We start from the raw sequence: 24,218 nt of genomic DNA, 5'->3' as shown, positions 1-24,218 counted from the left end.
GAGCAGCCGAAATGCCACGTAGCCTTAAGAAGGGTCCCTTCGTGGACGACCACCTGCAGAAGAAGGTGGACGCCCAGAACGAGAAGGGCACCAAGAACGTCATCAAGACGTGGTCGCGGCGCTCCATGATCGTTCCCGACATGATCGGGCACACGATCGCCGTGCACGACGGCCGCAAGCACGTCCCGGTGTTCGTCACCGACTCCATGATCGGCCACAAGCTCGGTGAGTTCGCCCCCACGCGGACGTTCCGCAGCCACGTCAAGGAAGACCGCCGCAGCCGGCGATAGCAGCCTTCAGAAGTCAGAGGAGTAAGCGATGGAAGCCAGGGCTCAGGCGCGGTTCGTCCGCGTCACGCCCCAGAAGGCCCGCCGCGTGGTGGACCTTATTCGCGGGCTGCCCGCTTCGGAGGCGCAGGCCGTGCTGCAGTTCGCTCCCCAGTCGGCGAGCGAGCCGATCTACAAGGTGCTCTCGAGCGCCGTGGCGAACGCAGAGCACAATTTCAATCTCGACCCCCAGACGCTGGTCGTGAGCCGCGCGTGGGTCGACGAGGGCCCGACGCTGAAGCGGTTCCGTCCGCGTGCCCAGGGTCGTGCCTATCGGATCAACAAGCGGACGAGCCACATCACTGTGATCGTGGAGTCCCGCGAGCCGAAGGGAAGGACCCGATAGTGGGCCAGAAGGTTAACCCGCACGGGTTCCGCCTCGGCATCACGACCGACTTCAAGAGCCGGTGGTACGCCGACAAGCTGTACAAGTCGTACGTCGCCGAGGACGTCGCGATCCGCCGCATGCTGCAGAAGGGCATGGAGCGGGCCGGCATCTCCAAGGTGGAGATCGAGCGCACGACCGACCGCGTCCAGGTCGACATCCACACCGCCCGGCCGGGCATCGTCATCGGCCGTCGCGGCGCGGAGGCCGACCGCATCCGCGGCGACCTGGAGAAGCTGACCAAGAAGCAGGTCCAGCTCAACATCCTCGAGGTGAAGAACCCCGAGATCGACGCCCAGCTCGTCGCGCAGGGCGTGGCCGAGCAGCTCTCCAGCCGTGTGTCGTTCCGTCGCGCCATGCGCAAGGCGATGCAGTCGGCGATGAAGAGCGGCGCCAAGGGCATCCGGGTGCAGTGCTCGGGCCGTCTTGGCGGCGCCGAGATGTCGCGGTCGGAGTTCTACCGCGAGGGCCGTGTGCCGCTGCACACGCTCCGCGCGGACATCGACTACGGCTTCTACGAGGCCCGCACCACCTTCGGCCGCATCGGCGTGAAGGTGTGGATCTACAAGGGTGAGGCTCCGACGAGCCGCGCCGAGCGCGAGGCGGCCGCCGCCGGCGCCCGTGCCGGCCAGCGTCGTGAGCGTGATGACCGTCGGGGCGGCGGCGGCGAGCGTCCGCGTCGCGGTGGCGCCGGTGGCGCTCGCCGCGGTGGCCGTGGCGACCGCGCCCCCAGGACCGAGGCGGCCGCGCAGGCCGCCCCCGAGACCGGCCCGGCTGCGCAGCCGGGTGCTGAAGGGAGCTGACCATGCTGATCCCGCGCAGGGTCAAGCACCGCAAGCAGCACCGGCCTGACCGCAGCGGAGCCGCCAAGGGCGGCACCAGGGTCGTCTTCGGCGAGTTCGGCATTCAGGCGATTGAGCACTCCTACGTGACCAACCGCCAGATCGAGTCCGCTCGTATCGCGATGACCCGTCACATCCGCCGTGGTGGCAAGGTGTGGATCAACATCTACCCCGACCGTCCGCTCACGAAGAAGCCGGCCGAGACCCGCATGGGTTCCGGTAAGGGTTCTCCGGAGTGGTGGATCGCCAACGTCAAGCCCGGACGCGTGATGTTCGAGCTGTCCGGCGTGGCCGAGCCGATCGCCCGCGAGGCGCTTCAGCGCGCGATCCACAAGCTCCCGATGAAGTGCAAGATCGTTAAGCGTGAAGTGGGTGAGGCGTGATGGCTAAGGGCCTGACCGCCGGCGAGCTGCGGCTCGAGGACCAGGACACCCTGGTCCAGAAGCTGAAGGAGGCGAAGGAGGAGCTGTTCAACCTCCGCTTCCAGGCGGCGACCGGTCAGTTGGAGAGCCATGGGCGGCTGCGCGCCGTCCGCCGCGAGATCGCCCGTATCTACACCGTGATGCGCGAGCGGGAGCTCGGCATCGTCACGGTCGAGAAGGAGTCGAGCGATGGCTGAGACCGAGACCACCGGCACTGAGAACGCGCGGAACTTCCGCAAGGTCCGTGAGGGCCTGGTCGTGAGCGACAAGATGGACAAGACCGTCGTCGTCGCCGTCGAGGACCGCGTCAAGCACCGTCTGTACGGCAAGGTCATCCGCCGTACGACCAAGTACAAGGCGCACGACGAGGCCAACGCCTGTGGCGTCGGCGACCGCGTGCTGCTCATGGAGACCCGCCCCCTCTCCGCCACCAAGCGGTGGAGGGTCGTGGAGATCCTCGAGAAGGCCAAGTAAGTCCTTCTCGGATATGCCGCGCCTCGTGGGGGCTGCCTTCAGGACAGCCCCCATGACGGCGTCCAAGGACGCGGGAGCACCACGCTCCCGCGTCGCCTGCGGTGCGATCCCCTTCGGGGGTTTGTGGCCGTGGGACCAAGACCACAGCAGGTTCCGCCAGGCTCAGATCCACTGAGAACCGGCGCGACTAACAGGAGTAAACGTGATCCAGCAGGAGTCGCGGCTCAAGGTCGCCGACAACACGGGTGCCAAGGAGATCCTTTGCATCCGCGTTCTCGGCGGCTCGGGCCGACGCTACGCCGGAATCGGCGACGTCATCGTCGCCACGGTCAAGGACGCCCTCCCCGGCAGCACGGGCGTCAAGAAGGGTGACGTGGTCAAGGCCGTCGTCGTCCGCACGGTCAAGGAGCGCCGCCGGCCCGACGGCTCCTACATCCGCTTCGACGAGAACGCCGCCGTCATCATCAAGGACAGCGGCGACCCCCGTGGCACCCGTATCTTCGGTCCGGTCGGCCGCGAGCTGCGTGACAAGAAGTTCATGCGCATCATCTCGCTCGCTCCGGAGGTGCTGTAATGCCGAAGCTGCATGTGAAGAAGGGTGACCTGGTCAAGGTCATCGCGGGCAAGGACAAGGGCGCCAAGGGTCACGTGATCGCCACCTACCCCGCCGAGGAGCGCGTGGTGGTCGAGGGCGTCAACCTGATCAAGAAGCACTCCAAGGAGACCCACCAGGGTCCGCGCGGCGCCAAGACCGGCGGCGTGCAGACCATGGAGGGCAAGATCCACGTGAGCAACGTGAAGAAGCTCAAGGACGACAAGCCCGCCGAGAAGAAGGCCGAGAAGGCCGACGAGACGGGTGAGGACAGCTGATGACTGCCACGACCACCGAGACCGAGCGCCCGACGCCGCGCCTCAAGACGAAGTACCGCGAGGAGATCGCGGCCAAGCTTCGCGAGGACTTCGGCATCGAGAACGTCATGCAGATCCCCGGCCTGGTGAAGATCAAGGTCAACATGGGTGTCGGCGAGGCGGCCCGCGACTCCAAGCTGATCGAAGGCGCCGTCCGCGACCTCACCGTGATCACCGGCCAGAAGCCGGCCGTGGTCCGGGCCCGCAAGTCCATCGCGCAGTTCAAGCTGCGTGAGGGCATGCCGATCGGCGCGCACGTCACGCTGCGCGGCGACCGCATGTGGGAGTTCCTCGACAGGCTGCTGTCGCTGGCCCTGCCCCGTATCCGTGACTTCCGCGGTCTGTCGCCGAAGCAGTTCGACGGCAACGGCAACTACACGTTCGGCCTGACCGAGCAGGTCATGTTCCACGAGGTCGACCAGGACAAGGTGGACCGGCCGCGGGGCATGGACATCACGATCGTGACCACCGCGAAGAACGACGACCAGGGCCGGGCGCTGCTGAAGCTCCTCGGGTTCCCCTTCAAGGAGGCCTGATCATGGCGAAGAAGTCGCTGATCGCCAAGGCAGCGCGTAAGCAGAAGTTCGAGGTGCGGGCGTACACTCGGTGCTCGCGCTGCGGCCGTCCGCGCGCCGTCTACCGCAAGTTCGGGCTGTGCCGCGTGTGCTTCCGTGAGATGGCGCACCGGGGCGAGCTGCCCGGCATCACCAAGTCGAGCTGGTAGTTAGTCTTGGGGGCGGCCCTGTGCCGCCCCCGGGCGCGCCACCGGCCCGTCCACATATGAAATGTCAAACCCAGGGGGCTCCCGGGAGGGAGCGCCCCATGACCGCGCCGAAGGTCCACCGGCAGAGCGCTGCTTGGCCGACTGGAAACCGCGGCGAGGAAGGCCACTGGCCATGACGATGACCGACCCGATCGCAGACATGCTCACGCGTCTGCGTAACGCGAACGCGGCGTACCACGACAGCGTGTCGATGCCGTACTCGAAGATCAAGGCGCACATCGCCGAGATCCTCCAGCAGGAGGGCTACATCCAGGCTTGGACCGTCGAGGACGCCAAGGTTGGCAAGAACCTCGTGGTGGAGCTCAAGTTCGGGCCGAGCCGTGAGCGCTCGCTCTCGGGCCTGCGCCGGGTTTCCAAGCCCGGTCTGCGGGTCTATGCGAAGAAGGACAACCTGCCCCGAGTCCTGGGAGGGCTGGGCGTCGCGATCATCTCGACGTCCGCCGGTCTCATGACCGACAAGCAGGCCGGCAAGCGTGGTGTGGGCGGGGAAGTCCTCGCCTACGTCTGGTAGAGGGGAGGAACACAGCATGTCGAGAATCGGACGGCTGCCCATCCCTGTGCCCAGCGGCGTGGACATCACGATCGACGGCCAGGAAGTCCAGGTCAAGGGCCCGAAGGGCACGCTCACCCACACGGTCGCCGAGCCCATCGTTGTGGCTCGCGACGAGGACGGCGCCATCGCCGTCACCCGGCCCAACGACGAGAACAAGGTGCGTGCGCTGCACGGCCTGTCCCGGACGCTCATCGCCAACATGGTGCAGGGTGTCACGCAGGGCTACTCCAAGACCCTGGAGATCGTCGGCGTCGGTTACCGCGTCCAGGCCAAGGGCCCGACGCAGCTGGAGTTCTCGCTGGGCTTCAGCCACCCGGTCATCGTCGACGCCCCCGAGGGCGTCTCCTTCCGCGTCGAGAAGCCGACCCTGTTCCACGTCGACGGCATCGACAAGCAGAAGGTCGGCGAGGTCGCCGCCAACATCCGCAAGTTGCGCAAGCCCGACCCGTACAAGGGCAAGGGCGTGCGTTACCAGGGCGAACAGATCCGCCGCAAGGTCGGAAAGGCTGGTAAGTAGGCATGGCTCCGAAGACTGCGTTCAGCAAGCACACGGCTGCCCGCACGCTCTCGCGGGCCCGCCGTCACCGCCGTGTCCGCAAGAGCATCGTCGGCACGACCGAGCGTCCGCGCCTGGTCGTCAACCGTTCGACGCGTCACATGTTCGTCCAGATCGTGGACGACTCCGTCGGCCACACGCTGGTGAGCGCCTCCACCATGGACGCCTCGCTGCGCACCCTGGAGGCGGACAAGACCGAGAAGGCGAAGAAGGTCGGCGAGCTCCTCGCTCAGCGGGCCAAGGAAGCCGGGATCACCAAGGTCGTCTTCGACCGCGGTGGCAACCGCTACGCCGGGCGCATCGCGGCCCTGGCGGACAGCGCCCGCGAAGGCGGGCTCGAGTTCTGATGGCAACTGTTGAGATGAGGAACCACTGATGGCTGCAGCTCCGCGTCGCGGTGGCGGCACCGGTGGCGAGCGGCGGGACCGTCGTGACGATCGCCGCGGTGGCGCCGCCGACAAGGGCGTCTCGTACATCGAGCGCGTAGTGAAGATCAACCGAGTGGCCAAGGTCGTGAAGGGTGGTCGTCGCTTCAGCTTCACCGCCCTCGTCGTCGTCGGTGACGGCAACGGCCTGGTCGGCGTCGGATACGGCAAGGCCAAGGAGGTGCCCGCGGCGATCGCCAAGGGTGTCGAGGAGGCCAAGAAGCACTTCTTCAAGGTGCCCCGCATCCAGGGCACGATCCCGCACACCGTGCAGGGCGAGGAGGCGGCGGGCGTCGTCTTCCTGCGTCCGGCGTCGGCCGGTACCGGCGTCATCGCCGGTGGCCCGGTGCGCGCGGTGCTGGAGTGCGCCGGCATCCACGACGTGCTGTCCAAGTCGCTCGGCTCGGACAACCCGATCAACATCGTGCACGCCACCGTGGCGGCTCTGAAGGGCCTTTCCCGGCCCGAGGAGATCGCCGCCCGCCGTGGCCTGCCGATCGAGGACGTGGCTCCGGCCCGGATGCTCAAGGCTCAGCGCGAGGGCATCGCCGAGGCCGCGGCCGCTAAGGCGGTGAGCTAGTCATGGCACGCCTGAAGATCACTCAGGTTCGCTCGAAGATCGGTGGCAAGCAGAACCAGCGTGACTCGCTGCGTTCGCTTGGCCTGAAGCGAATCGGCGACGTCGTCGTCAAGGAGGACCGGCCCGAGATTCGCGGGATGGTCGCCGTGGTGACGCACCTCGTCGAGGTGGAAGAGGTCGACTAGTCATGACTGACAAGGCTCCGCTCAAGATTCACGACCTGCGTCCGGCCCCCGGCGCCAACAAGGCCAAGATCCGCAAGGGTCGCGGCGAGGCGTCCAAGGGCAAGACCGCCGGTCGCGGCACCAAGGGCACGCACGCCCGCACCAACGTCCACCTCGGGTTCGAGGGTGGTCAGGTGCCGCTGCAGAGGCGTCTGCCGAAGCTCAAGGGCTTCTCCAACGCGCTGTTCAAGACGACCTACCAGGTCGTCAACCTGGACAAGCTCGGCGAGCTGTTCCCCGAGGGTGGCGACGTCACCGTCGAGGCGCTGGTCGCCAAGGGCGCTGTCCGTAAGAACCAGCTCGTCAAGGTGCTCGGCACCGGCGAGATCTCGGTCGCGGTGAACGTGCAGGCTCACGCCTTCTCGGGCACCGCGAAGGACAAGATCACGGCCGCGGGTGGTTCCGTTACCGAGCTGTAAGAGCTATTACGAGGCGTGGGGGCTTTGACAATGGGCCCCCACGCCCGTAGTGCGTTAGAGTTCGCGAGACGGCAGGTTTCTGTCGCGCTCGTTTGACCTGAGACTTCAGATGGCAGATCCCCGCACCATCGCATACTCACACCGCCATATAGGCGCGCAGGAGGGACCGTGCTGACCGCGTTTACCCGGGCGTTCCGGACACCGGACCTGCGCAAGAAGTTGCTCTTCACCCTGGGCATCATCGCGCTGTTCCGTCTCGGCTCGGTTCTTCCGACTCCGGGAGTCCACGTACAGAATCTCCGCGCCTGTTTCGACCAGGCCCGTAGCGGAGACACCGGCAACATCTACGGGATGGTGCAGCTTTTCAGCGGCGGTGCGCTTCTGAAGCTGTCGGTGTTCGCGCTGGGCATCATGCCGTACATCACCGCGAGCATCATCCTTCAGTTGCTCGTCGTGGTGATCCCGCGCCTCGAGGCGCTGAAGAAGGAAGGCCAGGCGGGCCAGACCAAGATCACGCAGTATACGCGTTATCTGACGATCGGCCTCGGTGTCCTGCAGTCCACCGCCTTCATCGCGCTGGCCCGCTCCGGGCAGCTGTTCCCGAACTGCCAGCAGCCTGTCCTGCTCGACCCCGACAACATCTTCGGCATCGTCACGATGGTCGTCATCATGACGGCCGGCACGTCGGTGATCATGTGGCTCGGTGAGCTCGTCACCGACCGGGGCGTCGGCAACGGCATGTCCATTCTGATCTTCACTCAGGTCGTCGCGGTCTTCCCCTCCGAGCTCAGCAACATCTTCCAGGCGAACAAGTTCACCTTCGCGGTCGTCATGGTGGTCGGTATCTTCATGATCGCCGCGGTGGTCTTCGTCGAGCAGGCCCAGCGCCGCATCCCCGTCCAGTACGCCAAGCGGATGGTCGGGCGGCGCATGTACGGCGGCACGTCCACCTACATCCCGCTCAAGGTGAACCAGGCCGGCATCATCCCGGTCATCTTCGCCTCCTCCCTGCTCTACCTGCCTCAGCTCCTCACGTCGCTGTTCCAGAACACCGACAACGCGGTCGTGCGGTGGATCTCCACCTACCTCGTGCGCGGCGACCACCCGGTGTACATGGCGACGTTCTTCGTGCTGATCATCTTCTTCACGTACTTCTACGTGTCCATCACTTTCAACCCCGCTGAAGTGGCTGACAACATGAAGAAGTACGGTGGGTTCATTCCGGGCATCCGTCCGGGCCGGCCGACGGCTGAATACCTGAACTTCGTGCTCACCCGTCTGACTGCGCCCGGCGCGCTCTATCTGGGTCTGATCTCCATGATCCCGATCGTCGCGCTCGCGGTGGCCGGGGCGAGCCAGAACTTCCCGTTCGGAGGGACGAGTATTCTGATCATGGTTGGTGTCGGCCTGGACACGGTCAAGCAGATCGAGAGCCAGCTGCAGCAGCGTAACTACGAAGGCTTCCTGCGGTAGTGCGTCTCGTTCTGGTCGGGCCCCCCGGAGCGGGTAAGGGGACACAGGCCCAGTACATCGCATCGAACCTGTCCGTCCCGAAGATCTCGACAGGTGACATCTTCCGTGCCAACGTCTCGGGCGGCACGGAGCTCGGCAAGCTGGCCAAGACATACATGGACCGCGGCGACCTCGTACCCGACGAGGTGACCATCGCCATGGTCCGCGATCGGCTCTCGGAGGACGACGCGCAGGACGGTTTCCTGCTCGACGGCTTCCCCAGGAACGTGGCGCAGGCCGAGATCCTGCGCGAGATGCTCAAGGACTGGGGTCAGGCGCTTGACCTGGTCCTGGAGCTGGTCGTCGACGACGACGAGGTGGTCAGGCGGCTCGCCGGCCGCCGTACGTGCAGCCAGTGCGGCCGCATCTGGCACGTCGACTTCGACGACAAGAAGGACGACAAGTGCGACGCGTGCGGCGGCGCCCTGTTCCAGCGCGACGACGACAAGGAGGAGACCGTCAGGCACCGCCTGGAGGTCTACCAGGAGCAGACCGCGCCCCTGATCTCCTACTACGCGGGCGAGGACATCCTCGTCGGGGTCGACGCGACGGGGCCGGTCGAGGAGGTCACCGAGCGCGCCATGGAGGCGATCCGGCCGTTCCTCGGTTAGGGGCCCGGCAGCACTACTGCGGAGGTGGCACGGTGATCCGTGCCACCTCGCGGCTATTGTGGGGGGAATTGGGCTCCCACGTCGCCCGTTGAGACCCCGGGGGGTGCCGGAACATTGTTCAGACGAAACAGACACGGAATCCAGATCAAGTCGGCCGAGCAGTTGGAGAAGATGCGCGCGGCGGGCCTGGTGGTCGGGCGCACGCTCGACCTGCTGAAGCGCTCGGTCGAGCCGGGCATGACGCCGCTCGACCTCGACGTCATCGCCGAGAAGGCGATCAGGGACGAGGGCGCGATCCCGTCGTTCAAGGGCTACCAGGGGTTCCCTGCGACGATCTGCGCCTCGGTGAACCACGAGGTCGTCCACGGCATCCCGACGAACGCCCGCAAGCTGCGCGAGGGCGACGTCATCTCCATCGACTGCGGCGCCATCCTGGACGGCTGGCACGGCGACTCGGCGGTCACGGTGCCGGTCGGCGAGGTCGACCCGAAGCTCACCGAGCTGATGCGGGTGACCGAGGAGGCCATGTGGCGCGGCATCGCCGCGCTGAAGCCGGGCCGCCACCTGTCCGACATCGGCCACGAGGTGGAGCGGTACGTCCGCTCGCAGGGCCGCTACGGCATCCCTCCGGAGTACGGCGGCCACGGCATCGGCACCGAGATGCACATGGACCCGTGGATCGCCAACCACGGGCGTCCCGGGCGCGGCCCGGTGCTGGAGGAGGGCATGTGCCTGGCCATCGAGCCGATGGTGAACCTGGGCACCGAGCGCACCCGCGTCCTGACCGACGACTGGACGGTCGTGACCGTCGACGGCAAGGCGTCCGCGCACTTCGAGCACAGCGTCGCGGTGACACATAATGGACCTTGGGTGCTCACCGCCCTCGACGGCGGCGAGGAGCGCCTGGCCCAACTCCAGAACTAGCCGCCGGGAGTGGTGGTATGGCGCACAGCCCCGAGATGCGTGCCTCCGACGTCGACCGCGACAGGGTCGCCGCCATCCTCCGGGAGCACACCGCCCAGGGCCGCATCACGATGGAGGAGTTCAACGAGCGGCTCGAACAGGTCTACGCCAGCAGGACGTACGGTGAGCTGGCGAAGCTGACGGCGGACCTCCCCGACGTCGACCTGCGCCAGCGACCGCAGCCTCACGCCGAGGTGGCCAGGCCCGCGACGCACCAGGGCATGCGGGCCGCCTGGGGCACCTGGGCGGCGGCGAGCGCGATCAACTGGGTGATCTGGCTGATCGTCAGCGTCACCTCCGGGGAGCTGATCTATCCCTGGCCGCTGTGGGTGATGGGCCCGTGGGGCGCCGTCCTGCTGCTGAGCACGCTGGCGGGCCCGAAGCGGCGTCCCTGACACCCGACCCGGCGGGCCGGTGTCCTCCTGGCGGTCCCGAGGCCGCCGCGGCCTCTCAGGGGCGTCCAGGAGCGTGGCGCGGCCTCTCCGGGGTATTCCTGGAGCGTCGCGCGGGGTCTCAGGGGCGTTTCCGGAGGGTCGCGCGGGCCGCGTCCACGACCTCGCCGACGGCGCCCAGGACGACCCGCGGCTCGTGCATCTGCACGTAGTGCTCGGTCGTGGCAGCGGTCAGCACCCGCCCGCGGGTGGACAGCGCGGCGAGGGACCTCGCCCGGCCGACGGCGCCTTCCGGCTGCCCCGACGGGATGACGACCGCCACCGGCAGATCGCCCCACGCTCCTGGGCGGACCGTGGCGGCCACCTCCGCCGCGCTCCGCAGCGCCGCCCACGCCTCCGACCGGGCGGCGGCCATGCTCCTCGCCCCGTAGACGACCGGGGCCGCGGCGCGGGCCTCGGCGGTCGCGTCCCCGGGCGCCAGGGCGTCCCCGGTGAGGCGGAGCACGCCGGTGCGGGCGAGGAGCCCGTACGCGGTGAACTGGGCGGCCAGCAGAGGCCTGGACATCGCGAGCGCGTCGAGCTGGGTCTCGTCGGTGACGTCGATCAGCACCAGACCGGCGGTGAGGTCCCGCCACCGGCCGGCGAACAGGCGGGCCACCTGGCCGCCGTAGGAGTGCGCGACCAGCACGTACGGCGCCCGCTCACCGGCGGCGGCGAGCAGCGCGCGCAGGTCTTCCGCGGCCCGCGACGCGGTGCGCGGCGCCGGCCCCGTGTCGCTCCACGCGTAGCCCGCCCGGTCGTAGGAGCAGACCCGGCCACGGGCGGACAGGGCCCGCTGGACGCCGGCCCAGCTCACGCTCGACTCGGCGAGCCCGGCCTCCAGCACCACGGTGGGGGATCCCTCGCCGGTGCAGTGCAGGTGGAGCCGGTGACCGGCGACGCCGACCAGCCGGCCGGGGGCCGGGTACCGCCGGGCGTCGTCGCGCTCGGCCGCCGACTCGTACGCGAAGCCGGCCCCGCTCAGCAGCACGGCCGCCACCGCGCACCACGCCGCGGCCCTGCGCAGCCTGCGGGGCCTGGGGTTGCTCACGCGTCTCACACCCTTCACGCTTCCCACGGTTCGAACCTAGGGACGTGGAGGGCGGTTCTCCTCGTCCCGGCGGCTGAACCGGGGCCGGGAGCAGACGCCTGGCCGCTCCTTCTCAAGGAGGAGCGGGCATTGTGCCGAATGCGGTGGGGTACACTCGACATGGTTGTGTCAGGACACCTGGCACGCGTTTCGCGTTTTTGGCTCAGGTGTCGTACACTCCTTAGTCGGCTCACTATGACTATCACGCGTCGGTGGCCCTTGCCGGTCGCCGCTCTCTCCGAAGCGTGAGGTCGCGGCTGCTTAGTGAACCGGAGCCTCAGACGATCGATCAGTGAAACGCGAGGGATTTTGGCCAAGAAAGACGGCGCCATCGAGATCGAGGGCACTGTGATTGAGTCGCTCCCGAACGCCATGTTCAGGGTGCAGCTCGATAACGGCCATAAGGTCCTGGCCCACATCAGCGGACGGATGCGGATGCACTACATCCGGATCCTGCCGGACGACAGGGTAGTCGTGGAACTGAGCCCCTACGACCTGAGTCGTGGGCGGATCGTCTACCGATACAAGTAAGACGTCTGAGGAACACGAAGGACAATGAAGGTAAAGCCGAGCGTCAAGAAGATCTGCGACAAGTGCAAGGTGATCCGCCGGCACGGTCGCGTCATGGTGATCTGCGACAACCTGCGCCACAAGCAGCGTCAGGGCTAGTCGCCGCAAGGCTTCTCCGAGTCCGCCCCGTCCAGGGAGCGGGCTCGACGCATGAGGAGCCTGATTCAGTAATCGCGTGTCACACCTGAGCAGGCGGGCGACCGAACCGTTCAGGAGACCCCCGGTCGGAGGCCGGGGCCCTCACCCCGGGCATGGGGAGGGGTGGTGACGCGCAAGACCTCCGCCACAACGAAGGAGAATGCCCGACCATGGCTCGCCTGGTTGGCGTCGACCTCCCCCGCGAGAAGCGGCTGGAGATCGCTCTCACCTACATCTACGGCATCGGCCGCACCCGCGCCCAGGAGATTCTCCAGGCGACCGGTGTGAGCGGCGACATGCGGGTGCACCAGCTCACCGACAACGAGCTCGTCCCGATGCGTGACTACATCGAGGCGAACTTCAAGATCGAGGGTGACCTGCGCCGCGAGGTCCAGGCCGACATCCGTCGCAAGATCGAAATTGGTTGCTACCAGGGCATCCGGCACCGTAAGGGCCTCCCGGTCCACGGTCAGCGCACGCAGACCAACGCGCGCACCCGCAAGGGCAAGAAGAAGACCGTCGCCGGCAAGAAGAAGCCCGGTAAGAAGTAGTCCGCGCAGCCGCAGGACCGAACACCTCAGGAGTGAAGGCAAGCAATGCCTCCTAAGAGCCGCCAGGGTGCGCCGAAGAAGGTGCGCCGCAAGGAAAAGAAGAACGTCGCTCACGGGCACGCCCACATCAAGAGCACGTTCAACAACACCATCGTCTCGATCACCGACCCGAACGGGAACGTGATCTCCTGGGCCAGCGCGGGCCACGTGGGCTTCAAGGGCTCCCGTAAGTCCACCCCGTTCGCCGCTCAGATGGCCGCCGAGAACGCCGCCCGCCGCGCCATGGAGCACGGCATGCGGAAGGTCGACGTCTTCGTCAAGGGTCCGGGTTCGGGCCGCGAGACCGCGATCCGCTCCCTTCAGGCCACCGGCCTCGAAGTGGGCTCGATCCAGGACGTCACCCCGGTTCCGCACAACGGCTGCCGTCCGCCGAAGCGCCGCCGCGTCTGAATTCCAGGAGAGATTGAGAAATGGCTCGTTACACGGGCGCGGACTGCAAGCTCTGCCGTCGCGAGAAGACCAAGCTCTTCCTCAAGGGCAGCAAGTGCGAGTCCGCCAAGTGCCCCATCGAGATCCGTCCTTACCCGCCGGGTGAGCACGGCCGCGGACGCCCCAAGGAGTCCGAGTACCAGCTTCAGCTTCGCGAGAAGCAGAAGACCCGCCGCATCTACGGCGTCCTCGAGAAGCAGTTCCACAACTACTACGAGGAAGCCTCCCGCAAGACCGGCAAGACCGGTGAGGTGCTGCTCCAGATCCTGGAGAGCCGCCTCGACAACGTGGTCTACCGCGCCGGTTTCGCCCAGTCGCGCGACGCCGCCCGCCAGCAGGTCCGTCACGGCCACATCCTGGTGAACGGCAAGAAGGTCGACATCCCGTCGTACCGCGTGCGCGAGCACGACATCATCGAGGTCCGCGAGAACAAGCGCAGCCTCATGCCGTACGAGGTCGCCCGCGCCACCGCCGGTGAGCGTCAGGTCCCGGCCTGGCTCGGCGTCGTGCCGGACAAGCTCCGCGTCCTGATCCACCAGCTGCCGGTCCGTCAGCAGATCGACACGCAGGTCCAGGAGCAGCTCATCGTCGAGTACTACTCGAAGTAGTCACTCGCCGCTCGTTTAGTTCGGGTACGGCATGCCGTACCCGAACTAAGCTGTCTATCGGGGTGGCGTCATATAGCGGGCGCCACACGAAACAGGGGAGATCCCACTCATGCTGATCGCTCAGCGTCCGACTCTTCTCGAAGAGTCGATCGACGAGACCCGGTCCCGCTTCGTCATCGAGCCGCTGGAGCCGGGCTTCGGCTACACCATCGGCAACTCGCTGCGCCGCACGCTGCTGTCGTCCATCCCGGGCGCGGCCGTGACGAGCATCCGCATCGAGGGTGTGCTGCACGAGTTCTCGACCGTTCCCGGGGTCAAGGAAGACGTCACCGACATCATCCTGAACCTCAAGGAGCTCGTCGTCTCGTCCGAGCACGACGAGCCCGTCGTGATGTACCTGCGCAAGCAGGGCCCGGGCGAGGTCACCGCCGCCGACATCGCGCCGCCCGCCGGTGTCGAGGTGCACAACCCCGAGCTGCGCATCGCCACGCTCAACAGCAAGGCGAAGCTGGAGATGGAGCTCACCGTCGAGCGCGGTCGCGGCTACGTCTCCGCCGCCCAGAACAAGCAGCCGGGCCAGGAGATCGGCCGTATCCCGATCGACTCCATCTACTCCCCGGTGCTCAAGGTCACGTACAAGGTCGAGGCGACCCGAGTCGAGCAGCGCACCGACTTCGACCGTCTCATCCTCGACGTCGAGACCAAGCCGGCGATGAAGCCCCGCGACGCGGTGGCCTCCGCGGGCAAGACCCTCGTCGAGCTGTTCGGCCTGGCCCGCGAGCTCAACGTCGAGGCCGAGGGCATCGACATCGGCCCGTCGCCGACCGACGCCGCCCTGGCCGCCGACCTGGCGCTGCCGATCGAGGAGCTCAACCTCACCGTCCGCTCCTACAACTGCCTCAAGCGCGAGGGCATCCACACCGTGGGTGAGCTCGTCGCCCGCAGCGAGCAGGACCTCCTCGACATCCGCAACTTCGGCGCCAAGTCGATCGAAGAGGTCAAGCAGAAGCTGCACGAGATGTCGCTGGCGCTCAAGGACTCCCCGCCCGGGTTCGACCCGAGCGCGGTGGCCGGCGGCGGCTACGACGACGACGACAGCGCGTACGTCGAGACCGAGCAGTACTAGTCCTCCGGGGGCCGCGCGGCCCCCGGGACGTGTTCACATGACGCGGGAACCGCGCGGCGGTTCCCGCGGCCCGACTCCGGTACCTGGTACGGCCGGGGCGGGTTAACTCCAAGGAGAATGAAATGCCCAAGCCCACCAAGGGTGCACGTCTTGGCGGCAGCCCGGCGCACGAGCGGCTGATCCTGGCGAACCTCGCCACCGATCTGTTCCGCCACGGCAAGATCCGCACCACGGTTGCCAAGGCCAAGCGCCTGCGCCCGCTGGCGGAGCGCCTGATCACGAAGGCCAAGAAGGGCGACATCCACAACCGTCGCCAGGTTCTGACCGTCGTCAGGGACAAGGGCGTCGTCCACCACCTGTTCACCGAGATCGCGACGACCTTCGCCGAGCGTCCCGGTGGCTACACCCGCATCACCAAGGTCGGTCCGCGTAAGGGCGACAACGCCCCCATGGCGGTCATCGAGCTGGTGACGGAGCCCCTGAACGCGGTGACGACTCGTACGCAGGCCCCGGCCGCCGCTCCGGCGCCCGCCGAGGAGCCCAAGGTCGAGGAGACCCCCGCCGAGGCCGAGGAGGCCAAGGCCGAGGCTCCCGCCGAGGAGGCCCCGGCCGCCGAGGCTGAGGCAAAGAAGGACGAGGCCTGATTCCTCAGGCCCTGATTCCTCAGGTCCTGGTTTCTCAGGCCAGGTGAACGGGCCCGGCCCCCCTCACGGGGGTCCGGGCCCGTTCCGGTATCAGGAGGGTGATCATGGTACGGCTCCGTCTCGACCTCGCGTACGACGGCACCGACTTCTCCGGATGGGCGAGGCAGCCCGCGCGCCGTACCGTCCAGGGCGAGATCGAGCAGGCGATCGGCAGGATCCTGCGCCTCGGCGGGCCCGCCGAGCTGACCGTGGCCGGACGCACCGACGCCGGCGTGCACGCGCGCGGGCAGGTCGCCCACGTGGACGTCCCCGACGGCTCCCTCGCCGAGCTCGACGGCAACCGCCCGCCGCAGGACGTGGACGAGCGGCTCGCTGCGCTCGTCAGGAGGCTGGGAGGTGTCCTACCCCTCGATGTGCGGGTTCATCGCGTCAGCGTGGCTCCTGAGGGCTTCGACGCCCGTTTCTCGGCGCTGTCCCGCCGGTACGCGTACCGGGTGGCCGACGGGCCCGGCGGCGGCGACCCGCTGCGGCGCCGCGAGGTGCTCTGGCACAATCGCCCGCTCGACGTCGCCGCGCTGAACGCCGCCTCCGCGCGGCTGCTCGGCGAGCACGACTTCGCCGCGTTCTGCAAGAAGCGCGACGGCGCCACCACCATCAGGGAACTCCAGCGGCTCGAGTGGGAACGGCAGGCCGACGGCGTCGTCGTGGCCACCGTCGTGGCCGACGCGTTCTGCCACTCCATGGTGCGCGCCCTCGTCGGGTCGCTGCTCGCCGTCGGCGACGGGCGGCGGCCCGTCGAATGGCCGGGGCAGGTGCTGACGCGGGCCGTACGCGACTCCGGGGTGCACGTCGCGCCCGCGCACGGGCTGTGCCTGGAGGCGGTCGCCTACCCGCCCGCGGAGGAACTCGCCGCACGCGCCGAGGCGACACGCCGGGTGCGCACCCTGCCCTCGGCGCCCTCGACGCCCTCGGCGCCCTCGACGCCCTCGGCGACCTCGGCCGGACCGGGGGCCGGCCCGCAGGCGGCGGCGCCGGCGCAGCACCAGCCGTCGGTGGCACGGGGTTCGAGCACGGCAGAGGCCTGATCCCGCGGCGTGCGGCGTGGGGCCGGTGGCAGGCTGCCCTCGGAGGCGCGCTTGGGCGGGGTCCGGTTGCCGGTGGTGGGCTGAGTCCGGAGGTGCCGCCCGGGTGGGGCGGCCGCGGTGGCGGGCTGCCCCCGGGGGCGTGCTCGGGCGGGGTCCGGTTGCCGGTGGCGGCTGGCTTCGGAGGCGCCGCCTGGGGTGGTGGCGGGGTGACTCCGGAGGTGCCGCTCGGGGTGGGCCGCCGCGTGGCGTGGGTCAGTCGGCGGTGGCGCGGTGTTCCAGCACCGCGGAGGCCTGGTCCCGGAAGGCGCCGCTCACCTTCGCCAGCGCCTTGTCCTTCGCCCCCGGCGTGTGGCCGTCGGCGTAGGTGGCGTAGCTGAAGACGATGTAGCGCCCCCACAGCAGGCCCGCACCGTAACCCCCCGCGATGTGCACCCGGTCGCCGCCCGACCCCGACGCGCCGGGCAGCGGACGGAACCACACGTTGCGCCCCAGGTCCTTCGCCCCGTCGGCGGCCTCGGCCGCCTCCTTCGACGGCAGCACCGCGATGCCCGTCGTCACGGCGAAGCGGCGCTTGCCGTCGACGTACGTCGCCCTCAGCACCCTGTCGCATTTCTGCTCGCGCAGCGCGCCGGCGAACGCGCCCGTCGCCGCCTTCTCGCAGCGCGTCTCCGTGTCGGTCTTGACCCTGGTGAACGTCATGCCCGCTGCCTGCACCTTCTTCTTGGGGAAGGCCTCCGACAGCGCCATCCTGGCAGGGTCCGTCTCCTCCGAGTTCAGCTTCGAGGCGCCGGGGGCGTCCGTTGGCGCGCCGCTCGCCGCGTCCGTCGGCTCGGCCGTGGGCGTGCCGTCCGTCGGCTGCGGGGCCGCCGTCGTCGCCGAGGGCGCCGACATGTTCCGGTACGCGAAGAAGCCGCCCGTGGCCACACCGGCCAGGGCCAGCGCGCCCAACGTCACCAGCAGCGCCCGCTTGCTCCTGCCCTGCGGCGGTGGGGGAGGTGGCGGCGTCTGGAACGGCGGCTGCCTGTACCCGTCGGGGGAGAACGCCGGGCTGACCACCTGGCCCCCGGGACCACCCTGCGCCCCTGGACCGCCCTGATAGGCAGGGCTTCCAGCGGGTGGCGTGGGGTGGTCGGAGCGCCGGCTCCAGCCGTCGGAACCGAACGGCAGGTCGGGCAGGCGGTGCATGGTGGGGTTCGGGTCCTCGACCATCCGCGGAGGCGCGGGCCGCCGGTCGGAGACGTCGTCGCCCCCCTGATCCAAGCGACCGACCTCACCGCCGCCGCCCGCGCGGTCGCCGTCAGGGCTGCCGACAGGGCTGCTGGCAGGGCTGCCGACAGGGCCGCCGACAGGGCCGCCGACGGGGCTGCCGGCAGGGCCACCCGAACCAGCCCCCGCACGGCCGCCGACACCACCTGCACCGCCGCCGGATCCGCCGCCGGATCCGCCGCCCGCACCACCTGCGCCGCCGGCACCACCTGCGCCGCCGGCACCGTCGCCCGTACCGCCGCCTGTACCACCGCCCGCGCCACCGGTTGCACCGCTGCCTGTACTGATGCTTGCGCTGTCGCCCGCGCCACCGGCTGCTGCGCTGCCTGTACTGATGCTTGCGCTGTCGCCGGCGCCACCGGCTGTGTCTTTGCCTGCGTCGTTGCCCGTACTGATGCCTGTACCGTCGCCCGCGCTACCAGCTGCGTCGTTGGCTGCGTTACCGGCTGTGCCGCGGCCTGCGCTGTCACCCGTTCGGATGCCTGTGCCGTCGTCCGTGCCCGCAGGGATTCGCGGGCCGCCGCCTGCACCGTGGCCGACACCGTCGCCCACACTGGCACCAGCGCCGTCGAAGTCTGCGGCTGAGGCAGCCCGGCCGGAGCCGGTGCCGCCGGGAGCTGCGCCTCGGCCCGAGCCGTCGGCGCCCGTCCCGGCGGCTGCGCCTGCGGCGGCGGTCCCGGTACCCGCGCCTGCGGTCATGGCGGAGGGGCCGTCGGCCGGGCGCTTCATGGCGTCGGCAGGATGGCCGGCGGGATCCCTGGGTCGGTCGGCATCCCTGGGCTGGTCGGCATCCCTGGGCTGGTTGGCGGCTCCGGGGCCGTCTATGCGGTGGCCCACCAGCCCGCTCGCGCCCGCTCCTGCGTTCGCGCCTGCGCCCGTTGCTGCGCCTGGTTGTGGGGTCGGGCCGGAGGCCGCGCGCGCGTTGGCGTCTGCGGTGTCCGCGTCGTGCTTCGTCGTGCCTGCGCTTCCCCGGGCGTCGGGAGCGGCCGGCCCGCCGAGTTGGGGGCCGTGCGGGTTGTGGTCGTGCGCGCCGCTGCCGGGATGGTCGCTTCCGACGTGCGGTCGCTCGGCACCGTGCAGGCCGGGCTCCTGCGCCAGGACGTCGCCAGGGGAGTGCGGGGTCTGTGGGTCGTCGCCAGGACCGGGATGCTTGGGGAGCTGCGGGGCGATGGGCGGCCAGACGGGTACGTCCCCCGGCTCCGGCGGACGCGGGGTGCGTGGGGCGTTGTCCTTGGCCTGGGGGTCGAAGAAGTGCCCGGCCTGGGACGTCTTGCCGGCGCGGAGAGAAACCGGCCTGGACGCCTTGGCCGCCTCAGCGGCCGACATCTCGCTCTCGCCCGGCGTCCCACCCGGTCCTGATGCCGCAGCCGGGCCGGGCACGCTCTCGGCTGGCGACGTCTGCCCTTCGGAAAGGCCGGTGAAGGGCGTCGCGCCCATGTCCGCGCCGGTGGCTGCCCTCTGCGCCTCGCCCGTCCGGGGCGGGCCGCCCGCATGCTCATGGTCGGTGTCGGGCGTGAAGGGCCATGCGTCGCTCGTCCGGGGCGGGCCATCCGCATGCTCATACTCGGTCTCGGGCGTGAAGGGCCACGCTTCGTCCGTCTGGGTTGAGCCGCCCGCGTGTCCATGGTCGGTGTCGGGTGTGGAAGGCCATGCTTCGCCAGTTTGGGCCTGGCCGCCCGAACGTTCCCCGTGCGTCTCAGGCGGGAACGGCTGTCCCTTGCCGGTGTGGGCTCGGCCGCCCGTACGTCCTTCGTCCGCTTCTGGCATGCGCAGGCGTCCCTGGTTCGCTTCAGCTGAGAGCATCCGGATCTCGACTCCCGGCCCCTGGTGTGCGCCGCCGGCGGTCGGTGGTCGCCAACCTGTCGTGGGGTCAGTCGCGTCGAGGACGTCCGGGTCACTGTGGCCGGAGCCGGTCCGACCGGAGTTGTGAGTTCCGTCACCGGCGCGGGAGGCTCGGTCACGGGCAGGGCTGCTCTCCCGGTCGGCGGGCGCGTGGCCGGTCTGGGGGTGGGCAGGCGACGCAGCAGGTCCGGTGGGACCGGTCTCCGTCGCCCTGGGGGTGGCGCCGGGGTGCGCGGCGTTCCCGTACGCGGGGGCGGGCATGCCCGGGGGCATGCTTGAGGGCAGGGTGTGGCTGACGTCGTCGCCCGCGGGACGTGGACGGGGAGCCGTCTGCCCTGCCGATGCCGGGCGGGTGACCTGCGGGTCGGTCGGCGCCGACAGCCAGGTCGACTCGGGGGCGTAGGCCGCGTCCTGCTGAAGGGGGACGGCCGGCCGGGGAACGCCCTGCGGTGGCGTACCGGCTGCGCGTGGGGCCGGGGCGGTCGGCGGTGCCGGGCGCTGGACGTGGGCCGGCCAGGGGTCGGAGTCGGGACCTGTGCCGGGTGTGGCTGGTCCGGGCTGCCATGAGCCTTGCTGCGGGCGCCCGTCGCCGTAGGGCGATGACTCGTCCCATGGCTGGGGCGCGCCGAGGCGTTCCCCGGCGTGGGAGGACGCCGGGGCCGCGTGAGGTGCTCCCGGGTGTGCGCCGCCCTGTACGGGACGCTGGGACGCTCCCTGGTGGGCCTCGCCGTACGGGGACGGTTCGGCGGTGTGAGGCGGTGGCGCGGTCGGATGCGGCGGGGAGTGGGGGTCGTCGCCGTCGGGTTCGGCCACGAGTTCGCCTGTCGCGGCGGGCCAGGGCGGCATGGCGTGCGGGTCGGACACCGGGGCCGGCCACACGGGCATGCCGGCTGCCGCGGCGGTGAAGGTCGCGGGCGGTTCCCAGAAGGGCGCGCCGGGGGCGGCCGGGTCGGTGGCGCTCCGGGGGGCGGGCTGTGGCGCGGGGGCGGGAGGCAGGGGGGCCGGCAGGTAACCGGGGTGTCCGGGCCTGCCCTGCTCCGGTGCGGGCGCCCATGGCGACGGGGCGTGCTCCGGGGCATGAGCCTGAGGCGGCTGCTCCTGGTGCTGAGGTGTGCCGGCCCAGGAGGACGGCCCGTGATCTTGTGGCATGCCTGTCCATGGGGCCTGGTCGTGCTGGGACGTGCCCGTCCACGCAGCCTGCCCCTGCTCCTGGGGCGTGCCTGTCCACGCAGCCTGCCCCTGCCGGGATGCTCCGGTCTGCTCGGGCTGCCCCTGCGCAGGCGCCCAGGGCTGCTGACCGTTCCCCTGGAGAGGTGCTCCGGGCTGCTGGGCGTGCCCCTGGAGGGGCGCACCGGTCCAGGAGGCCGGCTGCGGTGCTCCGGTCCAGGAGGCCGGGTCGGGGTGTGGGGTTCCGGTTGGCTGGGGCGGCTCTGGCTGCGGGGTGCTGCTCCGCTGGGGCTGTCCGTGCTGCGGTGGGGTGTCTGCCCCCCGAGATCGGTGGTGCTCCGAAGGGGCGGCCCATCCGGGGGCCCACTGGCCCTGGTTCTGGGGAGTGGGCGTGCCGGGCCGGGCGGCTTGGTCCTGGTGCGGGGAGCCTGCCCAGGAAGCCTCGCCCCGCTGGGGTGAGCCTGGCCAGGGGGCTTGCTGGTGTTCGGGTGCGGCGGACCGCTGTGCCTGGCCGGGCCAGGGCTGGGGCTGCTCCCCTGTTGGGGATGGCTGCGCGGGAGATCCCGTCCAGGGGGACTGGTCCTGGGAGGCGGTGGGGGGCCAGGTCGTCGGGCTCGTGGGGGACGGGGGCGCCCAGGGGGCCGTCGGCGGGTGAGGCGCGGTCGGCCGGGTGCTCCGGGTCCCGTCGGACGGGGCGGGAGCCGCCGGGAGCGGCTGGTTCTCGGCGGTGACCCGTGCGGGCGGCCGGTGCTCGGCGTCCCGGTCTGCGGGCGGCTGGTGCTCGTTTGGAGCCCATGCCGAAGGAGCCCTGTCCTCGGTACGAGTCCATGGTGAAGGGGCCTGGTGCTCGGCAGCCGTCCACGTCGGAGGTGCCTGGTGCTCGGCGGGGGTGCTTGCGGTCGCTTGTCCCGGCCCCGTGAACTGAGCGGCGTGTCCGGGATGGGCTCCTTGCGTGGTGCGCGCGGTCTGTCCCGCCGTCGTCGGCTGGCGGGTGGGCGTCGCGGGCGAGGGTGCCGCCGTTGTTCCTGGACGCGTCGCGCTCAGGGGGTCGGTGTCGGCGTACCAGTCGTAGGGGGGCTCGTCGTCCGGGGTCTCCCAGGGCTGCGTGCCCGGGAGCGCGGGCAGGCCGGCGGACGCGCGGGACGTGTGTCCCGCCTCCTGGAAGGCGGGCGACTGGGAGCCGGGCGGCCGGGAGGCGTGTGCGGCCGCCGCTTCGGCGGCGCGGGAGCCGGGCTTGCGCCGGGGCAGGGGCGGTGCGGGCTCCTGGGAGGTGAAGGCCGAGAAGTCCCCCTGGTTCGGGAGCCCCTGCGTGGCCCCTGCGCCTGCTGGCTTGCGGCGGGGGAGAGGCGGGGCGGGCTCGTCGGTGGCGGCGGTGGGCGTGGCGGCCCCGGAGCCGGTGCCCGGCCGCCCGGGTGAGGACGCCGCCGCGGGCTTGCGGCGGGGCAAGGGCAGGGCGGGCTCGTCCATGGCGGGCTCGTCCACGGCGGCGGTGGGCGTGGCGGCCTCGTGCACGGCGGCGGACGGCGTGGCGGGCTCGGAGTCGGTGCTCTGCCCGGCCTGGGAGGACGGCACGGGCTCGCGGCCAGGGTGAGACCGCGTGGGCTCGCGGCCAGGGTTAGATGGCGTGGGCTCGGCTGAGGTGGCGTTGTGCGTGGCGGGGTGCGCGTCTCCGCTCGGGGTGCCGCTGTCAGTTGCGGCGGAGGTGTGAGCGGGCGTGACGGCTCCCTGCGGGGAGGTGTCCTCCCCGTGCGGGAACGTCTCCCCGTGCGGGAACGCCTCCTCACGCGAGAACGTCCCCTCACGCGAGAACGTCCCCTCACGGGAGGAGGTTTCCCCGTGTGACGGCGTCCCCGCGCGCGAGAACGCCCCCTCATGCGAGGGCGTTTCTCCGCGTGAGGACGTCTCCTCGGGCAAGGAATGCCCCCCGTGTGCGGACGGTGCGTACGGGGGGTCCGCGTCGGCGCGGCCCGGTGTGGGGCCCGGGTGGGCGGGGACGGCGGGACGGGTGGCGTCGCTCGGCTCGTCGGCCGTGCGCCCGCCGAAGCTAGGCGGTGGCGTCGCCGGGGCGGCCGAGCGGTCGGCTTCCCAACGATCGTGCTCAGACCCGGGTTCCTGGCCACGCATAAGGGCGAGCCTAGCGAGAGACGCGAGATCGTTACGTCGGTATGAGCGTTCCCGATGGGATCGGCCGTCCCTTTTTGGGGGATTGGCGGGGGAAAACTATGCGGGGTTCCCGGTCAGGGAGCGGTGGTCCAGGGCCTTGAAGACGGTGGCCTTGGTGAGGTCCTTGATGGCCTGAGTCAGCAGCTTGGAGGCCTTCGAGTCGGGTTTGCTGCCGTCCTTGTTCTGGAACCAGACCATGATCGCGTAGTGGCCGTGGGTCCAGATCTTGGCCCCGCCGCTGCCCGAGCCGAGGTATTTGGTGACAGTGTCCTTCCCCGCGAGCGGTTTGACGTAGTTCTTGGTGTCGCCGCTCTTGGCCACCTTGCGCGCGGTGGCGCTCGACTTGAGGTTCGCGACGCCGATGGTGCCGATCACCTTGCCCGGCTTGTCGCGGAAGCTGGCCCGGACGAGCTGGGTGCACTTCGCGGACTTGAGCGCCTTCTGGAGCTTGTCACCGAGGGCTCCGTCGGTGCACTTCTTGTCCTTGCTCGTGATCGTCATCTCGTACGAGCGGCCGTCGTACGTGATCTTCTTCTTGGAGCCGAAGATCTCCTTGACGGTGATCGGGTCGGGGTCGGTGGTGCGTGCCTCGGCGAAGCCGAACTCGCCCCGGGGGACGGTGGGCAGGGGCGCGGAGGTGCGGGTGGGCCGCGAGGCCACGGTTTCGGAGCCGCCCGCGTTCCACATGACGGCCAGGCCGCCTCCGAGCAGGCCGAGCACCAGGACGCCGCCGATCGCGAACCAGATGGGCCCGCGCGAGCGGGAGCCCTCGTCGTACGGGCTCCAGGTCCGGCTCTGCCGTGTCGCGTCGGCGGGGTCGGCGTCCTTGCGGGAGCGGCGGGGTTCGTCACCGGTGAGGGGCTCGCCGCCGTCCAGGAAACCCAAGCCATCGCCGTCGCCGTCGCCGGTGCCGCCCATGCCTGAGCCGCCCATGCCTGAGCCGCCCATGCCTGAGCCGCTCATGCCTGAGCCTCCGGCGGGGCGGCCCATGCCTGAGCCTCCGGCGGGGCGGCCCATGCCTGAGCTCTCGCCGGGGAAACCCATGCCTGAGCCTTCTGCGGGG

33 protein-coding genes are annotated in these 24,218 nt (G+C 70.1%); 30 read left to right on the top strand and 3 right to left on the bottom strand.

Annotated features, from left to right (window positions below):
• Positions 1-11: 11 nt before the first annotated feature.
• The 20 genes from rpsS (at position 12) to BMX74_RS21065 (ending at position 10,380) form a co-directional block, all read left to right on the top strand.
• Positions 12-290 carry a 30S ribosomal protein S19 gene (gene rpsS / locus BMX74_RS21160; protein ID WP_055506384.1) on the top strand — a complete coding sequence of 93 codons (279 nt, stop codon included), beginning with the start codon at positions 12-14 and terminating at the stop codon, positions 288-290.
• 28 nt (positions 291-318) lie between these two features.
• A complete protein-coding gene (gene rplV / locus BMX74_RS21155; protein ID WP_055506385.1) occupies positions 319-672 on the top strand; it encodes a 50S ribosomal protein L22 in 354 nt (117 codons plus the stop codon).
• A complete protein-coding gene (rpsC, locus tag BMX74_RS21150; RefSeq protein WP_091102304.1) occupies positions 672-1,514 on the top strand; it encodes a 30S ribosomal protein S3 in 843 nt (280 codons plus the stop codon). Before rplV ends, rpsC begins: the two co-directional genes overlap by 1 nt.
• A 2-nt stretch (positions 1,515-1,516) precedes the next feature.
• Entirely contained in the window at positions 1,517-1,936 is a 420-nt protein-coding gene (gene rplP / locus BMX74_RS21145; protein WP_055506387.1) for a 50S ribosomal protein L16, read from the top strand.
• On the top strand, positions 1,936-2,172 hold the full coding sequence (rpmC, locus tag BMX74_RS21140) for a 50S ribosomal protein L29 (protein WP_055507390.1): 237 nt from the start codon (positions 1,936-1,938) through the stop codon (positions 2,170-2,172). The genes rplP and rpmC overlap by 1 nt, the downstream gene beginning before the upstream one ends.
• Entirely contained in the window at positions 2,165-2,449 is a 285-nt protein-coding gene (gene rpsQ, locus BMX74_RS21135; protein WP_055506388.1) for a 30S ribosomal protein S17, read from the top strand. Before rpmC ends, rpsQ begins: the two co-directional genes overlap by 8 nt.
• Positions 2,450-2,651: 202 nt before the next feature.
• On the top strand, positions 2,652-3,023 hold the full coding sequence (rplN, locus tag BMX74_RS21130; protein WP_043623452.1) for a 50S ribosomal protein L14: 372 nt from the start codon (positions 2,652-2,654) through the stop codon (positions 3,021-3,023).
• Positions 3,023-3,319 (top strand): 50S ribosomal protein L24, encoded by a 297-nt coding sequence (rplX, locus tag BMX74_RS21125; protein ID WP_055506389.1) that lies wholly within the window; start codon positions 3,023-3,025, stop codon positions 3,317-3,319. The genes rplN and rplX overlap by 1 nt, the downstream gene beginning before the upstream one ends.
• Positions 3,319-3,894 carry a 50S ribosomal protein L5 gene (rplE, locus tag BMX74_RS21120; RefSeq protein ID WP_055506390.1) on the top strand — a complete coding sequence of 192 codons (576 nt, stop codon included), beginning with the start codon at positions 3,319-3,321 and terminating at the stop codon, positions 3,892-3,894. The genes rplX and rplE overlap by 1 nt, the downstream gene beginning before the upstream one ends.
• Before the next feature lie 2 nt (positions 3,895-3,896).
• Positions 3,897-4,082 (top strand): type Z 30S ribosomal protein S14, encoded by a 186-nt coding sequence (locus BMX74_RS21115; protein ID WP_055506391.1) that lies wholly within the window; start codon positions 3,897-3,899, stop codon positions 4,080-4,082.
• A 172-nt stretch (positions 4,083-4,254) separates the two neighbouring features.
• Positions 4,255-4,653: a 30S ribosomal protein S8 gene (rpsH, locus tag BMX74_RS21110; protein ID WP_055506392.1), complete on the top strand. Its 399-nt coding sequence runs from the start codon at positions 4,255-4,257 to the stop codon at positions 4,651-4,653.
• Positions 4,654-4,669: 16 nt separating this feature from the next.
• Positions 4,670-5,212, top strand: coding sequence for a 50S ribosomal protein L6 (rplF, locus tag BMX74_RS21105; RefSeq protein WP_055506393.1), 543 nt, complete (start codon positions 4,670-4,672; stop codon positions 5,210-5,212).
• 2 nt (positions 5,213-5,214) lie between these two features.
• Positions 5,215-5,598 carry a 50S ribosomal protein L18 gene (gene rplR, locus BMX74_RS21100; protein ID WP_055506394.1) on the top strand — a complete coding sequence of 128 codons (384 nt, stop codon included), beginning with the start codon at positions 5,215-5,217 and terminating at the stop codon, positions 5,596-5,598.
• Between the two features lie 28 nt (positions 5,599-5,626).
• Entirely contained in the window at positions 5,627-6,256 is a 630-nt protein-coding gene (rpsE, locus tag BMX74_RS21095; protein WP_049572667.1) for a 30S ribosomal protein S5, read from the top strand.
• A 2-nt stretch (positions 6,257-6,258) separates the two neighbouring features.
• Positions 6,259-6,441, top strand: a complete 183-nt coding sequence (gene rpmD / locus BMX74_RS21090; protein WP_020542293.1) for a 50S ribosomal protein L30 — start codon at positions 6,259-6,261, stop codon at positions 6,439-6,441.
• A gap of 2 nt (positions 6,442-6,443) precedes the next feature.
• The gene (gene rplO / locus BMX74_RS21085) at positions 6,444-6,899 is read left to right on the top strand and encodes a 50S ribosomal protein L15 (protein WP_055506395.1); all 456 of its coding nucleotides are present in this window, start codon (positions 6,444-6,446) and stop codon (positions 6,897-6,899) included.
• Positions 6,900-7,067: 168 nt separating this feature from the next.
• A complete protein-coding gene (secY, locus tag BMX74_RS21080; protein ID WP_055506396.1) occupies positions 7,068-8,372 on the top strand; it encodes a preprotein translocase subunit SecY in 1,305 nt (434 codons plus the stop codon).
• Entirely contained in the window at positions 8,372-9,022 is a 651-nt protein-coding gene (locus tag BMX74_RS21075) for an adenylate kinase (protein ID WP_055506397.1), read from the top strand. Before secY ends, BMX74_RS21075 begins: the two co-directional genes overlap by 1 nt.
• 114 nt (positions 9,023-9,136) lie before the next feature.
• Positions 9,137-9,946, top strand: coding sequence for a type I methionyl aminopeptidase (map, locus tag BMX74_RS21070; RefSeq protein ID WP_055506398.1), 810 nt, complete (start codon positions 9,137-9,139; stop codon positions 9,944-9,946).
• Positions 9,947-9,963: 17 nt separating this feature from the next.
• Positions 9,964-10,380: a DUF1707 SHOCT-like domain-containing protein gene (locus BMX74_RS21065; protein ID WP_055506399.1), complete on the top strand. Its 417-nt coding sequence runs from the start codon at positions 9,964-9,966 to the stop codon at positions 10,378-10,380.
• Between the two features lie 118 nt (positions 10,381-10,498).
• On the opposite strand, the gene BMX74_RS21060 is transcribed toward BMX74_RS21065, so the two are convergent.
• Positions 10,499-11,467 carry an alpha/beta fold hydrolase gene (locus BMX74_RS21060; RefSeq protein WP_177227453.1) on the bottom strand — a complete coding sequence of 323 codons (969 nt, stop codon included), beginning with the start codon at positions 11,465-11,467 and terminating at the stop codon, positions 10,499-10,501.
• 348 nt (positions 11,468-11,815) lie between these two features.
• Here BMX74_RS21060 and infA point away from each other — a divergent pair, with 348 nt between their 5' ends.
• From infA to truA, 8 genes are all read left to right on the top strand, one after another.
• On the top strand, positions 11,816-12,037 hold the full coding sequence (gene infA / locus BMX74_RS21055) for a translation initiation factor IF-1 (protein ID WP_030508344.1): 222 nt from the start codon (positions 11,816-11,818) through the stop codon (positions 12,035-12,037).
• Positions 12,038-12,061: 24 nt separating this feature from the next.
• Positions 12,062-12,175 (top strand): 50S ribosomal protein L36, encoded by a 114-nt coding sequence (rpmJ, locus tag BMX74_RS21050; RefSeq protein ID WP_003956441.1) that lies wholly within the window; start codon positions 12,062-12,064, stop codon positions 12,173-12,175.
• Between the two features lie 209 nt (positions 12,176-12,384).
• Positions 12,385-12,765: a 30S ribosomal protein S13 gene (gene rpsM, locus BMX74_RS21045; protein ID WP_055506401.1), complete on the top strand. Its 381-nt coding sequence runs from the start codon at positions 12,385-12,387 to the stop codon at positions 12,763-12,765.
• A gap of 45 nt (positions 12,766-12,810) precedes the next feature.
• Complete coding sequence (gene rpsK / locus BMX74_RS21040) at positions 12,811-13,215, top strand: 30S ribosomal protein S11 (RefSeq protein WP_020542285.1); 405 nt, start codon at positions 12,811-12,813, stop codon at positions 13,213-13,215.
• Positions 13,216-13,235: 20 nt separating this feature from the next.
• The gene (gene rpsD, locus BMX74_RS21035; protein ID WP_055506402.1) at positions 13,236-13,862 is read left to right on the top strand and encodes a 30S ribosomal protein S4; all 627 of its coding nucleotides are present in this window, start codon (positions 13,236-13,238) and stop codon (positions 13,860-13,862) included.
• A gap of 109 nt (positions 13,863-13,971) precedes the next feature.
• On the top strand, positions 13,972-14,988 hold the full coding sequence (locus BMX74_RS21030) for a DNA-directed RNA polymerase subunit alpha (RefSeq protein ID WP_055506403.1): 1,017 nt from the start codon (positions 13,972-13,974) through the stop codon (positions 14,986-14,988).
• Between the two features lie 122 nt (positions 14,989-15,110).
• Positions 15,111-15,632 carry a 50S ribosomal protein L17 gene (rplQ, locus tag BMX74_RS21025; protein WP_091102299.1) on the top strand — a complete coding sequence of 174 codons (522 nt, stop codon included), beginning with the start codon at positions 15,111-15,113 and terminating at the stop codon, positions 15,630-15,632.
• A 104-nt stretch (positions 15,633-15,736) separates the two neighbouring features.
• Entirely contained in the window at positions 15,737-16,717 is a 981-nt protein-coding gene (gene truA, locus BMX74_RS21020) for a tRNA pseudouridine(38-40) synthase TruA (RefSeq protein WP_091102296.1), read from the top strand.
• A 252-nt stretch (positions 16,718-16,969) separates the two neighbouring features.
• Here truA and BMX74_RS21015 read toward each other — a convergent pair whose 3' ends face one another.
• The gene (locus tag BMX74_RS21015; RefSeq protein WP_143078714.1) at positions 16,970-17,977 is read right to left on the bottom strand and encodes a hypothetical protein; all 1,008 of its coding nucleotides are present in this window, start codon (positions 17,975-17,977) and stop codon (positions 16,970-16,972) included.
• A 2,038-nt stretch (positions 17,978-20,015) separates the two neighbouring features.
• On the opposite strand from BMX74_RS21015, the gene BMX74_RS43165 reads away from it, so the two are divergent.
• Positions 20,016-20,228 carry a hypothetical protein gene (locus BMX74_RS43165; protein ID WP_143078713.1) on the top strand — a complete coding sequence of 71 codons (213 nt, stop codon included), beginning with the start codon at positions 20,016-20,018 and terminating at the stop codon, positions 20,226-20,228.
• 2,094 nt (positions 20,229-22,322) lie between these two features.
• Positions 22,323-22,583, top strand: a complete 261-nt coding sequence (locus tag BMX74_RS21010) for a hypothetical protein (protein WP_143078712.1) — start codon at positions 22,323-22,325, stop codon at positions 22,581-22,583.
• Positions 22,584-23,212: 629 nt separating this feature from the next.
• Here the strand turns inward: BMX74_RS21010 and BMX74_RS21005 are convergent.
• On the bottom strand, positions 23,213-24,118 hold the full coding sequence (locus BMX74_RS21005) for a hypothetical protein (protein WP_143078711.1): 906 nt from the start codon (positions 24,116-24,118) through the stop codon (positions 23,213-23,215).
• Between the last annotated feature and the right edge of the window lie 100 nt (positions 24,119-24,218).

Origin of the sequence: Nonomuraea pusilla (genome assembly GCF_900109355.1) — a bacterium.
In the GTDB taxonomy this organism is placed as follows: domain Bacteria; phylum Actinomycetota; class Actinomycetes; order Streptosporangiales; family Streptosporangiaceae; genus Nonomuraea; species Nonomuraea pusilla.
The sequence above is the reverse complement of the archived record's forward strand: the minus strand, read 5'-3'. Positions and strand labels throughout refer to the sequence as shown.